At 50.0% G+C, this 13771-nt stretch carries 11 protein-coding genes and 1 tRNA gene; 9 read left to right on the forward strand and 3 right to left on the reverse strand.

Features of this window, described 5'->3' with window-relative positions:
- Both C504_RS0104295 and C504_RS17210 read left to right on the forward strand, forming a co-directional pair.
- Window positions 1-1128: an amidohydrolase gene (locus C504_RS0104295; protein ID WP_018688071.1), complete on the forward strand. Its 1128-nt coding sequence runs from the start codon at window positions 1-3 to the stop codon at window positions 1126-1128.
- On the forward strand, window positions 1125-2312 hold the full coding sequence (locus C504_RS17210) for a class I SAM-dependent methyltransferase (protein ID WP_018688072.1): 1188 nt from the start codon (window positions 1125-1127) through the stop codon (window positions 2310-2312). Before C504_RS0104295 ends, C504_RS17210 begins: the two co-directional genes overlap by 4 nt.
- 269 nt (window positions 2313-2581) lie before the next feature.
- On the opposite strand, the gene C504_RS0104305 is transcribed toward C504_RS17210, so the two are convergent.
- Together C504_RS0104305 and ade are read right to left on the reverse strand one after the other, a co-directional pair.
- Window positions 2582-3289 carry a hypothetical protein gene (locus tag C504_RS0104305; RefSeq protein ID WP_018688073.1) on the reverse strand — a complete coding sequence of 236 codons (708 nt, stop codon included), beginning with the start codon at window positions 3287-3289 and terminating at the stop codon, window positions 2582-2584.
- A 250-nt stretch (window positions 3290-3539) separates the two neighbouring features.
- The gene (gene ade, locus C504_RS0104315) at window positions 3540-5339 is read right to left on the reverse strand and encodes an adenine deaminase (RefSeq protein ID WP_018688075.1); all 1800 of its coding nucleotides are present in this window, start codon (window positions 5337-5339) and stop codon (window positions 3540-3542) included.
- 204 nt (window positions 5340-5543) lie between these two features.
- Here ade and C504_RS0104320 point away from each other — a divergent pair, with 204 nt between their 5' ends.
- The 5 genes from C504_RS0104320 (at window position 5544) to C504_RS0104340 (ending at window position 9419) form a co-directional block, all read left to right on the forward strand.
- A complete protein-coding gene (locus C504_RS0104320) occupies window positions 5544-6008 on the forward strand; it encodes a (2Fe-2S)-binding protein (protein WP_018688076.1) in 465 nt (154 codons plus the stop codon).
- A complete protein-coding gene (locus C504_RS0104325; protein WP_018688077.1) occupies window positions 6005-8248 on the forward strand; it encodes a xanthine dehydrogenase family protein molybdopterin-binding subunit in 2244 nt (747 codons plus the stop codon). The genes C504_RS0104320 and C504_RS0104325 overlap by 4 nt, the downstream gene beginning before the upstream one ends.
- 10 nt (window positions 8249-8258) lie before the next feature.
- Window positions 8259-8888: a hypothetical protein gene (locus C504_RS0104330; RefSeq protein WP_018688078.1), complete on the forward strand. Its 630-nt coding sequence runs from the start codon at window positions 8259-8261 to the stop codon at window positions 8886-8888.
- Complete coding sequence (locus tag C504_RS0104335; protein WP_018688079.1) at window positions 8881-9237, forward strand: hypothetical protein; 357 nt, start codon at window positions 8881-8883, stop codon at window positions 9235-9237. The genes C504_RS0104330 and C504_RS0104335 overlap by 8 nt, the downstream gene beginning before the upstream one ends.
- 95 nt (window positions 9238-9332) lie before the next feature.
- A tRNA-Leu gene (locus tag C504_RS0104340) sits at window positions 9333-9419 on the forward strand.
- Window positions 9420-9533: 114 nt separating this feature from the next.
- Here the strand turns inward: C504_RS0104340 and C504_RS0104345 are convergent.
- The gene (locus C504_RS0104345) at window positions 9534-10013 is read right to left on the reverse strand and encodes an Lrp/AsnC family transcriptional regulator (RefSeq protein WP_018688080.1); all 480 of its coding nucleotides are present in this window, start codon (window positions 10011-10013) and stop codon (window positions 9534-9536) included.
- A gap of 94 nt (window positions 10014-10107) precedes the next feature.
- Here C504_RS0104345 and C504_RS0104350 point away from each other — a divergent pair, with 94 nt between their 5' ends.
- Complete coding sequence (locus C504_RS0104350) at window positions 10108-11322, forward strand: methionine gamma-lyase (protein ID WP_018688081.1); 1215 nt, start codon at window positions 10108-10110, stop codon at window positions 11320-11322.
- A gap of 62 nt (window positions 11323-11384) precedes the next feature.
- Complete coding sequence (locus C504_RS0104355) at window positions 11385-13769, forward strand: transketolase-like TK C-terminal-containing protein (protein WP_018688082.1); 2385 nt, start codon at window positions 11385-11387, stop codon at window positions 13767-13769.
- Window positions 13770-13771: the final 2 nt, after the last annotated feature.

A 13771-nucleotide genomic window follows, 5' to 3' on the forward strand; every position in this document is an offset into this window, starting at 1 on the left:
ATGATCGATCTTATAGACCTCAGGCACGAACTCCATCGCCATCCAGAAATATCCGGCGAGGAACGCATCACCGCGACCCGCATTGTGAAATATCTTGGCGAATGCAATCCGTCGCAGATCATCACCGACCTAGGCGGGCACGGTGTTGCCGCCATTTTTGATAGCGGACAAGCGGGCGAAACAATTTTGCTACGCTGCGAACTTGATGCGTTGCCGATCATTGAAACAGGTGAGCCGCCCTACCGCTCAACGGTAGAAGGCAAAGGCCATTTGTGTGGCCATGATGGTCATATGTCGATCATGATCGGCGTTGCGCAGCGCTTAGCTAAAAACCCCATCACACGCGGACGCATCGTGTTGCTGTTCCAACCAGCAGAAGAAACCGGCGTTGGCGCGCCTTCCGTCATTGCTGATGAAAAGTTTAAAGCCATCAAACCTGATTTTGCATACGCTTTGCACAATTTACCGGGCATGCCGCTCGGCCATATTGGCGTAAAATCTGGCCCGATGTGCTTTGCCTCAGAAGGTTTAAAAATATCGCTCTATGGGCGAACCTCTCATGCGTCACACCCCGAAGATGCTGTGTCACCGATGAAAGCATTGATTGGATTGATTGACGAATTGACCAACCTTCCCGCACAGCTTGGCATTGATCCAGAACATACACTGGTAACAATTTGCCATGCGAGTTTAGGCGAACCTGCCTTTGGCATCACACCGGGCGATGCAATACTTATGGCGGCCTTTCGCGCTGAAAATGACGCCTTGCAAGCAAAGCTGATTGAGAACGCTGCCCAGCGTGCCAAAGCCTATGCAGAGCAACATGGCTTATCGTCCTCGATCAGCTATGACGAAAAATTTGCCGCTTGCGACAACAATGAAGCGGCAACAGCCAACATTAAGAATGCAGCGGAAAACTTGCAATTGCCGATGGTGAGCATCGACAAGCCATTCCGCTGGTCAGAAGATTTTGGCGCATTCAGCGCAGCAGGAAATACAGCTTTATTCGTGCTTGGTAGCGGCGAAGACTGCCCGCAGCTTCACGCCTCAAATTATGATTTCCCCGACAGCATTATGAAAACTGGTATTGATATGTTTGAAGAAATTGCACGAAAGCATTGCGGATGAGTGACATCTGGCGCAACGCGCAACAAGCAGCTTTCGTAAAGCAGTTGGAAAATGCTCTGCAGGATTCCAGCTTCAAACGCGTGACATTTTCTGCAAAAGCCAAAAGCGCCGATAAATTCAAAGCCAGCTTTGATTTGGTGGTGGGCGGCTCCAAAAAAATCATCAAACATGAAGCCAGCCATTTAAGCGATGCTGAAACGCTGAACTATGATCCGCAAGCGATTATCGCGCTGATAAAAGCCGAGCCTTATGCAGGCTTTCGCGCGGCGACGCTTTTCACGCAAGGTAAGGATTTCCACTATACGGAAAACCGTAAAGGCGAGCCAAGCTTTTACCCTGCCAAAGCAACGATGCGCGATGTGGTGCAGACGCATAACAAGCCTAAAAATTACGTCCTTTCAGAAAACCGACCTTATTTGCGCGGCCTTGGCGTTGCCGACCAGCGCGGTCATATCATCAAGAAATATCATCCAAAATTTCGCCAGATCGCGAATTTTGTCGAGATTATTGACCGTGACATTGGCACCTTTGTTGAAACGGCAGATCATCCGATTTCAATTCTCGATCTTGGGTGCGGCAAAGGCTATTTGACCTTTGCGACCTATGATTATGTGGCCGAACGCGCGCGCCATACGCCCATCGGTCAAGGCATCGACATCAAGGAAAATGTAATTGATCTATGCAACGAGATTGCTGGCGATGTAGGCTTTGACGGGCTAAAATTCATCAATGCGCGCATTGACAAAAACCAACCGAAAAACGTCGATATTCTGATCGCGCTCCATGCCTGCGATACCGCCACCGATGATGCGCTGGCGCTGGGCATACGTGCGGATATGCAATATTTCTTCTGTGCGCCGTGCTGTCAGGCCGAAATTTCGCGCCAGATTGGCAATGCAGGCACGACATTTGATATGGTCAACCAATACCCGCTGATGCGCCGCAGGCAAGCCGATCTAATAACAGACACCGCACGCGCGCTGATGTTAACCGCCCTTGGTTATGAGGTAAAATTCCTCGAATTCACCCCGCTTGAACACACGGCAAAGAACGTCATGCTGGCAGGCAAAAAATCAGATAAAGTTGACCGCGCAAAAGCGTGGGCGGATTATCTTGAACTGAAAAAATCCAGCGGTTTTGAAAAACATGCACTTGAAGAAAATTTGAGAGATTTGCTTGGGTGATGATTGTTTAGGTATGTGACGCTTTCATTGTGCGTATCGCCCCATCTCCTCTCGATTTTTTCTGGCCAAACACTCGCCCCCATGATGTTTTAGTTTAGCCACCAATATCTGCGACACTCAAATGATTGATATTATTAGCCTGCAAAACTTGTTGCAAAAAGGATGGTTTTTGCGACTCTCAATGGCGGCAATGCGGACAAAACTGCGGTTGTTCCAACTCTTCTCAAAGTCTGCCTTGCTTCACAGAGCAGATGTGCGCAAGCAGGCTTTCAAAAGACGGCGTCTCCGTAGAGGTCCGACTGAGTAACCGGTGCATCAATCTCATATTTGCGTGAGACATCCGTCACGAGATCGACAGTCCACTTAGGGGCCGTTGGCGAAACAATAATTCTTTGGATGAGAGAACCTGTGGCCAACTCGCACTCCCATACTGGTGGACGATTCAACGCGTATCCTAGGTCTAATTCTTGATCAGTTTTCGCATGTGGTGCTAGATAGAGCGCCCTGACTTCTTTTTCGTGCTCAAACGAAAGCCTTTTGTACATCGGGGCGGCGAGTAGGTTTCCTTCGGGGATGTTGTCTGTCGAATAGTCAGCATAGGTTACCTGCCCGAGATATACGTTTTCAGGCAGTAAGTTGGCTAACAAATCGTACTTAGTCACAACTGCAATTGCTGGGTCTTCAACTGCGTACAGCTTCCACATCGCGGCGGACTCATAATTGCTCCGATGCCAGCAGCTTACGTAGGTACTAGTTCTTGCAAGTCGGTGCATATAGGCGCTGGAGTCTGACATAAACTGCCCATGTTCAATAGGCTCATCGTAGCCCGCCTCTGTTAGTTTTTCTTGCCAAATTCGGGTTCTGTCCGCAATGTTCTGGGCAGGGTAGCTGCCCTCGAACGAGTCTTCAAACAAGTCACAGCGTGCAAAGTGTAGCTTGTTGCTTGAAATCATCGACACGAATTTTGCGAAACTCATGTATCTCCAAAGTTCACAATTTTGGTCCACAGGTTGGGCGACGTTTGGGTGGTTCAAGATAGCGCTCATTACAAATCCCGCTGAAAGAAATTACGTCATGGTCGACGCGTAGATACATTTAGTGAACAAAAAGCTGCCATTAAAGGTATGCGAAGCATTCGTCACTTTGGGCTCGGAGCTGTAATTCGTTTTCACATAATTAAATCTATGGAACATCTTTTGTTACGTTAAACGCAATACCCGCACCCCCTCAAACAAACAAATCCACCTTTTCAAATGTGCGCACGTCGATCAGGCCTTCATCTGAAATCCTCAGTTCGGGAATAACCACCAGCGCCAATAGAGAATGCTGCATAAATGCATTGTTGAGCGTGCAGCCCATTTCGCGCATAGCGGCGGTTAAAATATCGGCTTTTGCGGCAACGATTTCGGCGCGTTCATCACTCATCAATCCGGCAATCGGCATTTCCACCATTGCCAATTCTTCGCCTTGGCTGATCATGCACACGCCGCCGCCAACGGCCGCCAAGCGGTTTACCGCCATCGCCATGTCGCCGTGGTTCGTGCCCACCACAATGATATGGTGGCTGTCATGGGCAACGGTGGAAGCAATCGCGCAATCCTTTGTGTAACCAAAGCCAGAGACGAACGCATTGGTAACGCCGCCTGTGGCGCGGTGACGTTCCACCAGCGCGATCTGGCAAACATCATTTTTGCGGTCCATTTCAACCATGCCATCTTTAACGTTAAGCGTTGCTTCCAGCGCTTTTGTCGGCGCTTGGTTTTCAATAACGCCGATCACCCGCGCATTAACTTCATTGGCACCGCTCGGCGCATCAATATGGAAGCGCTGTGCGGTCATGTTTTTCAGCAGATTGACTGTGTTTTTCGCACTATCAGGATATGGGTAAGCGGGAATATCTGCGATCAATTTGCCTTGTTCTGCAAGCTTTATGCCGCGGCCGTAAACCGCATCAATTTTGAGTTCCGCCAAATCTGAAACAAGCAGAAAATCCGCACGCCGACCGGGCGTAATGGAACCAAGCTCGCGTTCAAGACCAAAATGTAAAGCCGTATTGAGCGTTGCCATTTGAATGGCCGTGATAGGCTTTAGCCCTTGCGCGATAGCATGGCGCACCACGCGGTCCATATGGCCGTCTTTAACAAGCGTGCCTGAATGGCAATCATCGGTACAAAGAATAAAATTGCGCGGGTCAACGCCCTGCTCCGTCACCGCTTTGATTTGCTCGGCCACATCATACCAAGCTGATCCTAAACGCAGCATCGCCTTCATGCCTTGGCGCACACGTGCAATCGCATCTTCTGCGCGTGTACCTTCATGGTCATCTTCTGGACCGCCCGCCACATAGCCATGAAATGGCAGCCCTAAATCTGGCGATGCATAATGACCGCCGACTGTTTTGCCAGCGCGCACCGTTGCATTAATCGCGCCGCGCATAACCGGATCATTTGCCGCAACACCTGGGAAATTCATCACTTCGCCAAGCCCAATAATATTGGGCCAATCCATCGCCTCAGCGATTTCCTCCGGTCCAAGCTCAGCACCGGCATTTTCCAACCCCGGCGCAGACGGCACACAAGAAGGCATCTGCACATAGACATTGACCGGCATGGCTTCGGCTTCATCATGCATCAGCCGAACACCTGCAAGCCCGAGCACATTGGCAATTTCATGCGGGTCAATGAACATGGATGTGGTGCCATGAGGAATAACAGCGCGTGTAAATTCTGTCACTGTCACCATACCACTTTCGACATGCATATGCGCATCACAAAGCCCCGGCACCAGATAACGGTTCTGCGCATCCACGACCTTGGTGTTTGGCCCGATACAATGGCTGGCATCATTGCCACAATAAGCAAAGCGCCCTTCGGCTATCGCGATATCTGTTGCGGGAATGATTTCGCCTGAATGAACATTGACCCATTTGCCGTTGCGCACGACGAGATCAGCTGGCTTTCGCCCCATAGCAACATCCACAAGATGCGCAGAAACGTCGGTCCAAGGCTTAATTTTCGATTCAGACATATAAGGCTCCAATTGTTTGGCACAATGTGCCAAGCATAAGCCGTTAAAGCCAGACGTTTTGGCTATTTCAATGCACTATTTTTTGAGCTGATTTTATCTTTGCAACTCAATCCAACTTAATTCAGCGCATTTTCTTGAAACTTTGCCCAATTGGTCAATATAGTAATCACAGCGTAAAACGTCCTCAAACGAGCGGAGCCAACCATGCGGCTGACCATTAACGGAAAATCCGAGACGGTGGATGTTGAAGATGACATGCCGCTTTTATGGGTTCTGCGCGATGAACTTGACATCAAAGGCGTAAAATATGGCTGTGGCATCGCACAATGCGGCGCATGCACCGTTCACATTGACGGTGTTGCCGTGCGTTCATGCGCCATACGTGCAAGCGATGTTGAAGGTGAAATCACAACGATTGAAGGCCTTGGCAATCCTGATGCGCTTCACATTGTTCAAAAAGCATGGATAGATCATCAGGTTGCGCAATGCGGTTATTGCCAGTCTGGCCAAATCATGTCGGCCGCAGCCCTGCTCGACCAAAACGCTAATCCAAGCGATGAAGAGATCGACAATTATATGTCGGCAAATCTGTGCCGTTGCGGCACCTATCCACGCATTCGTGAAGCGATAAAAGATGCCGCCTCAAAACTGAGCGCAGGTGCAGCATGAGTAAGCTCAAAACCATCACACGCCGCACATTTTTGATTGGCTCAACGGCTATCGCAGGCGGTGTCGCTTTTGGCGCTTATATGTATAAGCGCGATCCGCTAAACCCGCTCACCGCCAATCTTAAAGAGGGCGAAGCGGCCATCACACCTTATGTGAAAATTGATGCGAGCGGCATTACACTCATCACGCCGCGCACGGATTTGGGCCAAGGCACCTATTCCATGCAAGCCATGTTGATTGCTGAAGAGCTTGATGTTGAGCTTGATCAAATCAAAGTCGATCCGGGCATGCCGGACCCTGCTTATTACAACACCGCTTTGTCCGATGAAGGCGCACCGTTCAGGCCGACAGATGATAGCTTTGCAGCAGAATCCACACGCTCATTTGTTGATGCTGCAATGAAGTTTCTCGGCCTTCAAATTACTGGCGGCTCAACCTCTGTGCCCGATTCATACGAAAAATTACGCCAAGCGGGCGCTGTCGCGCGCGAAACATTAAAAGCAGCGGCTTCACAACAATCTGGCGTATCGATTGACCGGCTCAAAACCGAAAAAGGCATGGTGCAATTACCCGATGGTGCTTCCCTGTCCTATGTCGAACTTGCACCCATAGCTGCCACAATAGAACCGATAAAAGATATTGAACTGCGCAGCCCGAACCAATGGCGCTTAATTGGCAAAAAAGTGCTGCGCCATGACATCATCGCCAAATCAACGGGCACTCTGCCTTATGGCATTGATTTCGAAGCCGAAGGCATGGTTTACGCTGCGGTTAAAATAAACCCGCGCCAAGGCGGCGCAATGAACAGCTATGACGCCACAGAAGCTGAAAAAATGCGCGGCGTTCAAAAGATAATCCCGCTTAAAAACGGTATTGCCGTGATCGCTGACAATACATGGCGTGCTTTTAAAGCCGCAAACGCTGTCACATTTGATTGGGGCCAAGCACCCTATCCGGCTGAAATGGACGCGCATTGGCAAACCTTGTCAGATTCATTCACGCCTGATTTACAAGATTCGCGCACGCGCGATGACGGCGAAATCGACAATGTGTTCGCCGAAGGACCACCTGATTTTGAGGCCGATTACCGCGCACCCTATGTGGCGCACCAACCGTTAGAGCCGCTTTCAGCAATTGCAAAAATTACCGATGAACGCGCAGACATTTGGACAGGCACACAAATTCCGGGCTTTGTGCGCAGCAATGTTGCCAAGGCAACGGGCCTAACGGAAGAACAAGTCTTTGTTCATGTGCTTTATGTCGGCGGCAGCTTCGGTCACAGGCTTGAAGATGATGTGGTCAAGCAAGCCGTGGAAATTGCAAAATCCATCAAAGGAACACCGATTAAACTGACCTATAGCCGTGAAGAAGATTTTGCACATGATTATCCGCGTCAAATCGCAATGGCGCGTGCAAAAGGCAAAGTCAAAAACGGCAAAGTCGACAGCTTTGATCTTTCCATCGCCATGCCATCGGTCATTGCATCACAAATGGGCAGACAAAATTTTCCTGTGCCCGGCCCTGATCCAGCAATCCTTGCTGGTGCGTGGGAGCAGCCTTACGCTATCCCCAATTATCGCACGACCGGATATCGCGCGCCTGAACTTGCGCCCATCTCCTCTTGGCGCTCAGTCGGTGCATCTTCAAACGGCTTCTTTCATGATTGCGCATTGGATGAATTAATCCATGCAGCAGGTGCAGATCCACTTGAAGAGCGCATTCGCCTTATGTGGCATGAACCATCGCGCAAAGTGCTGGAAGCTGTGGGTGAAATGTCAAATTGGGGCAGCGATCTTGGCGAAAACCGTGGTCGCGGCGTCGCTTTCTGTTTGTCATTCGGCACAGCAGTCGCTGAAGTCATAGAAGTTACGAATACCGAAAACGGCATCAAGATAGACAATGTCTATGTTGCGGCCGAAGTTGGCAAAGTGATTGATCCCATCAACTTTGATAATCTGGTCAAGGGCGGCGTTATATGGGGGCTTGGCCATGCCATGAACTGCCAGATCACCTATGCAGACGGCATGGCGCAGCAGTCAAACTTTCATGATCATGAAGGTATGCGGCTTTATCAATGCCCGAATATAGAAGTACGCGCTCTGGAAAATGGCGTCAAAGTGCGCGGTATTGGTGAGCCGCCTGTACCGCCCGCTGCACCTGCTCTCGCCAACGCAATCTTCGCCGCAACAGGCAAGCGAATTCGCGAAATGCCATTCAACAAACACATTGATTTCGTGTGAGGAAAAGCAAATGAAAAACATCCTCATAGGCTTATTAATAGTGCTGTCACCGACAATGGCAATCGCGCAGGAAACCGAAGAAAAAGTTGAGGTGGAACTGCTCGAAGAAGGGACAGTTTCACCGGAAAAAGGCCTTGAGCACTGGGCCAGAATTTATGAAGTTTTCTCGCACCCCCGCTGTTCGAATTGCCATGTTGATGAAGGTGGCATACCCATATGGTCGGGACCATCTTATGGACCAGAGCCACGCCCACATGGTATGAACATCAAAGCGGGTGAAAGCCGCGTTGGTGCAGAAACCATATTATGCACGACCTGCCACACGTTAAACAATGGCGATATTAATCACGCACCGCCCGGCGCTGAAGTGTGGCATTTACCGCCGCCTGAAATGGTATGGTACAACAAATCATCGGCTGAAATTTGCGCGCAAATTCAAGATCCAGAACGCAATGGCGACCGCACAATGAAAGAAGTTGCAGAGCATGTTGCCAATGATGAGTTAGTACATTGGGGCTGGAACCCTGGCCCCGGGCGTCAACCAGCGCCCTATTCTGCCAAAGTCAATGTCATGGATATTCTGGCTTGGACAGCTGCAGGGAAACCGTGCCCGCAAGAGGAGGAAAAGTCCGATGGATAATGCGCCGCGCCGCTATCAGCTTGCTTCTCTGTTTCTCTCAGTTTCCGGAATAGCGCATATTGTCGTTGCGGGCTTGTCTGGCCTGCGTGTTTTTGATGCTGTTCTACTTGGTATCGGCGTTGCCTATTTGCTGCTTGCCTATCTCATGCAAGCTGGCCGCCGCTGGATCGCCTATATTGTTTTTACATTCATGCTGATCGGTGCAGTTGGTGCCTATATGACCATGCCATCCCAGCAAGGATTTGTTCAAATCGGCTATCAGGTGATCATCGCCGCCGATATTGCCTGTGCATTTATGCTATTTATCATCTTATGGCGGCGTAAAAATCCCACCAAACGCAATGCATAATGATTGTCAGTGTAAAAAAACGCATCAACGACAATTAAGGGCTTTTGTTTGACGGCCACTTTGGCTAGGAGTGCTTCGTGCTGTTTTCAGCATGTGCCCCCTTGGCGGAACTGGTAGACGCAAGGGACTTAAAATCCCTCGATCGTTTGATCGTGCCGGTTCGAGTCCGGCAGGGGGCACCAATTTCCAATAAAATCAATGATTTAGATGCAAAAGTGCGGGATTCCCCCCCTTTGTATTCACTTGGATATTCTAAGCCTTGTTTTTCTTGTTGCTTCGCACGGCCCCCAAAGCCCTCACCCATGAAATTCGGGAAACACATGCGTGCGTTTAACCACGCCATAGACAAAGCTTGTGTCGATAGAGCTGATGCCGCCAATCGGGTGTAGGCGATCTCTGACAAAGCGCTCATAATCTTCAAGATCGCTAACGACCACGCGCAGCAAATAATCCGATAGGCCCGTCATGACAAAACATTCCAGCACTTCTGGGATGGCCTTCATGCGCTCTTCAAACCGGACAACAACATCTTCTGTATGTTTTTCCAAGCTAATACGCACCATAACAGTCACAGGCAGGCCATAGGCCTTCGTATTTACGTCAACACTATACCCTGTAATCGCGCCGTTATTTTCCAGATTACGCAATCGCCGCAAACAGGGCGAAGGCGAAAGATTAACCTCTGCTGCTAATTCAAGATTCGTAATACGGCCATTGCGCTGTAAGGCTCTGATAATCTTGCGATCAAGCGCATCTAATTGCGGTATTTTTGGCATTAGATTCCAAAATTCATGTGAACACGGTCAATAATAACAACTAAACACCTTTTATGACAGCACATAATGCCCTTATCAAAATTAGAGGCACCCCATGAGCGACAATAATAAAGACTTCTCAACACGCGCCATTCACCACGGTTATGACGCTCAATCTGAACATGGCGCATTAAACCCGCCAATCTATATGTCCTCTACATTCACGTTTGAAAGTGCAGAGGCAGGCGGCGCAATGTTTGCCGGTGAAAAAGAAGGCCATTTTTACTCACGCATTTCCAATCCGACCTTGGATCACTTGGAACAACGCATCGCCAATCTTGAAGGCGCAGAAGCCGGACTTTGCACCGCCTCTGGCATGGGCGCTATCACATCGACGCTCTGGTCTTTTCTAGCCGCTGGCGACGAAATCATTATCGACAAAACACTTTATGGCTGCACTTTTGCATTCATGACGCACGGCCTGCCGCGCTTTGGGGTCAAAGTAAAACTTGTCGACATGACCACGCCTGCCAATCTAGCAGACGCTATCAGCGACAAAACCAAACTTGTTTATTTTGAAACACCCGCCAATCCCAACAACCGACTGGTCGATATTGCTGCAATTTCTGAAATCGCACACAGTGTTGGCGCAAAAGTGATCGTGGACAACACATATGCCACACCAGTTATCACCCGCCCTATCGAACATGGCGCTGACATTGTTCTACATTCCGCTACCAAGTTTTTGAGCGGCCACGGCGATGTTGTTGCTGGGCTCATCGTCGGCAGCTTGGAAGATATGACGCAAATCAGACTTGTCGGCTTGAAGGACATGACCGGCGCTGTGATGTCACCTTTAACAGCGATGTTATTGTTGCGCGGCATTAAAACGCTTGAGCTGCGCGTTGAAAGACATTGCCAGACGGCATTCAAAGTAGCGCAAATATTGGAAGCACATCCAGCCGTTCTAAATGTGTTTTACCCCGGCCTTAAAAGCTTTCCGCAGCATGAGCTTGCTTGCAAGCAAATGTCTAATTTCGGCGGCATGATACCGTTTGAAGTCAAAGGCGGAAAAGCTGCAGGTATCGCGGTGATGAACAGGCTAAACCTCATCCAGCGAGCCGTAAGCCTTGGCGATGCAGAAAGCCTTATCCAGCACCCTGCCAGCATGACACATTCCACCTATACGCCTGAAGAACGCGCAGAGCACGGCATTGCCGAAGGCTTGGTACGCCTCTCCGTTGGGTTGGAAGGCGCGCAGGATATTATCGACGATTTGCAGGCTGCATTGGGCGCCCATAATATGCCAGCCGACGAATTGACGGATTAAATTTGTTTGGCTGAAAACAGCGCAGCAATTCGAGCACACCAAGCGTAAACGAAAGCATCACCATGCCTCATATTGACCAAGCTCACCTCAAAACCATCGAACAACGGTTATTATGGTTGTCGCATTGGATGATACATAACGCCAACCACATCCGCCCCAAAGCAGATGGCATTAAGGTTGGTGGGCATCAAGCATCGTCTGCATCAATGGTGTCCATCATGACGGCGCTATATTTCAGTGCTCTTCGGCCAGAGGACCGTGTGGCGGTTAAACCCCACGCCTCGCCGATCTTTCACGCCATACAATATCTGATGGGCAATCAAACACGCGAGAAAATGGAAAACTTTCGCAGGCTTCAAGGCGTGCAAAGTTATCCGAGCCGTACCAAAGACATCGACGATGTTGATTTTTCCACGGGGTCTGTTGGCCTAGGCGTTGCTATCACCTCTTTTGCCTCGATTGTTCAAGACTACATCACAGCAAAAAGCTGGGGCAAAGATGTGCCGCTTGGCCGTATGATAGCGCTGGTTGGCGATGCAGAATTAGATGAAGGCAATATCTACGAAGCGTTGCAAGAGGGCTGGAAAAACGACCTTCGCAATACATGGTGGATCATCGATTACAACCGCCAATCACTGGACGGTGTCGTGCGCGAAGGACTTTTCAAGCGCATTGAGCAGATATTTGATGCTTTTGGCTGGGACGTTGTCAAAGTTAAATATGGCGCGCTGCAACGTGCAGCATTTAACGAGCCGGGCGGCGACAAATTGCGTGACTGGATCGACAATTGCCCGAACCAGCTTTACTCAGCACTAACCTTTATGGGCGGCGCAGTTTGGCGTAAGCGTCTTATGGATGCGCTTGGCGATCAGGGCGATGTCACGGCGCTCATCGAGGCGCGCACAGATCAGCAATTGGCTGAACTGATGGAAAATCTCGGCGGTAATTGTGTACAGACAATGGCTGAAACGTTTGATGCTATCGATCATGATCGCCCTGTATGTTTTCTTGCCTATACGATTAAAGGTTGGGGCACCCCCATTGCTGGCCATAAGGACAATCATGGCGGCCTGATGAACAAAACCCAAATGGCTGAATGGCAGGCCCATATGGGTGTGGTAGAAGGCGAAGAATGGGAAAAATTTGCGACAGTGGAAGATCCTGCAGCACTACAAGCCGCATTGGACAAAACACCGTTCTTTGCCAAGGGCGTGCGCCGTTACACTGACAAAATGCTCGACGTGCCAAACATTGAATTATCGTCAGACCGTGAAATCTCAACACAGATGGCTTTTGGCAAAATCCTTGATGATTTATCAAAAGGTGACAGCGATTTAGCCGCCCGCATCGTGACAATGTCACCGGATGTAACCGGCACCACAAACCTTGGTCCTTGGGTGAACCGGCGCAAGCTTTTTGCCCGCACGGAACAGTCAGATACATTCATCAATGAGAAAATTCCCTCAACGGCCAAATGGGAATTCACCCCAAAAGGCCAGCATATTGAACTCGGCATTGCTGAAATGAACTTGTTTTTGTTGCTTGGAGCAGCAGGCTTGTCCCATTCACTGTTTGGCAAGCGTGTCATTCCAATTGGCACCGTCTATGATCCTTTTGTGGCGCGCGGCCTCGATGCGCTAAATTATGCCTGTTATCAGGATGCGCGGTTTATGATCGTCGGCACACCATCGGGCGTAACGCTTGCGCCAGAAGGCGGCGCCCATCAATCGATTGGAACACCGCTTATCGGCATGAGCCAAGATGGCCTTGCAAGCTTTGAGCCTGCCTTTGCCGATGAGCTTGCCGTTATCATGCAATGGGCATTTGATTATCTACAGCGTGATGGTGAAGGCGATCCCGATGAGCGCACATGGCTGCGCGATGAAACCGGCGGCTCGGTCTATCTACGGCTTACAACCAACCCAATTGAACAGCCCGGAAAACGGGTGGACGAAGACTTCCGCCAAGGTGCAATCGACGGTGCATACTGGCTGCGCAAGCCTGGCCCTAATTGCGAAGTCGTCATCGCTTATCAAGGCGCTGTGGCACCAGAAGCAATTAAAGCAGCAGGTATCATCGCAGAAAGTCGCCGCGATATCGGCGTTTTGGCCGTAACATCGGCAGACCGTTTAAATGCTGGTTGGACGGCTGCACAGCGCGCCCGCGCGCGCGGCAATAAATCTGCCCAAAGCCACCTTGAAAAATTGCTTGGTGATCTTCAAAGCCATTGCAAAATCATAACTGTTATTGATGGCCATCCGGCCACTTTGGCTTGGCTTGGTTCCGTGAAAGGCCATCAGACAGTTCCCCTCGGCGTCGAGCATTTTGGCCAGACGGGTACGATTGGCGACCTTTATAAACATTTCGGCATTGATGCGAATTCCATCATCGAGAAAGTAGCCGAACTGACCGATGGCAAGTCTATATCGCGTGTGACAAACATGTGAAA

This window comes from Ahrensia kielensis DSM 5890, from assembly GCF_000374465.1.
Taxonomy (GTDB): domain Bacteria; phylum Pseudomonadota; class Alphaproteobacteria; order Rhizobiales; family Rhizobiaceae; genus Ahrensia; species Ahrensia kielensis.

Excerpts from the sequence above, each read along its gene's own strand:
- C504_RS0104295 (WP_018688071.1), top strand. The coding sequence starts at position 1 with ATGATCGATCTTATAGACCTCAGGCACGAACTCCATCGCCATCCAGAA.
- C504_RS17210 (WP_018688072.1), top strand. The coding sequence starts at position 1,125 with ATGAGTGACATCTGGCGCAACGCGCAACAAGCAGCTTTCGTAAAGCAG.
- C504_RS0104305 (WP_018688073.1), bottom strand. The coding sequence starts at position 3,289 with ATGAGTTTCGCAAAATTCGTGTCGATGATTTCAAGCAACAAGCTACAC.
- ade (WP_018688075.1), bottom strand. The coding sequence starts at position 5,339 with ATGTCTGAATCGAAAATTAAGCCTTGGACCGACGTTTCTGCGCATCTT.
- C504_RS0104320 (WP_018688076.1), top strand. The coding sequence starts at position 5,544 with ATGCGGCTGACCATTAACGGAAAATCCGAGACGGTGGATGTTGAAGAT.
- C504_RS0104325 (WP_018688077.1), top strand. The coding sequence starts at position 6,005 with ATGAGTAAGCTCAAAACCATCACACGCCGCACATTTTTGATTGGCTCA.
- C504_RS0104330 (WP_018688078.1), top strand. The coding sequence starts at position 8,259 with ATGAAAAACATCCTCATAGGCTTATTAATAGTGCTGTCACCGACAATG.
- C504_RS0104335 (WP_018688079.1), top strand. The coding sequence starts at position 8,881 with ATGGATAATGCGCCGCGCCGCTATCAGCTTGCTTCTCTGTTTCTCTCA.
- C504_RS0104345 (WP_018688080.1), bottom strand. The coding sequence starts at position 10,013 with ATGCCAAAAATACCGCAATTAGATGCGCTTGATCGCAAGATTATCAGA.
- C504_RS0104350 (WP_018688081.1), top strand. The coding sequence starts at position 10,108 with ATGAGCGACAATAATAAAGACTTCTCAACACGCGCCATTCACCACGGT.
- C504_RS0104355 (WP_018688082.1), top strand. The coding sequence starts at position 11,385 with ATGCCTCATATTGACCAAGCTCACCTCAAAACCATCGAACAACGGTTA.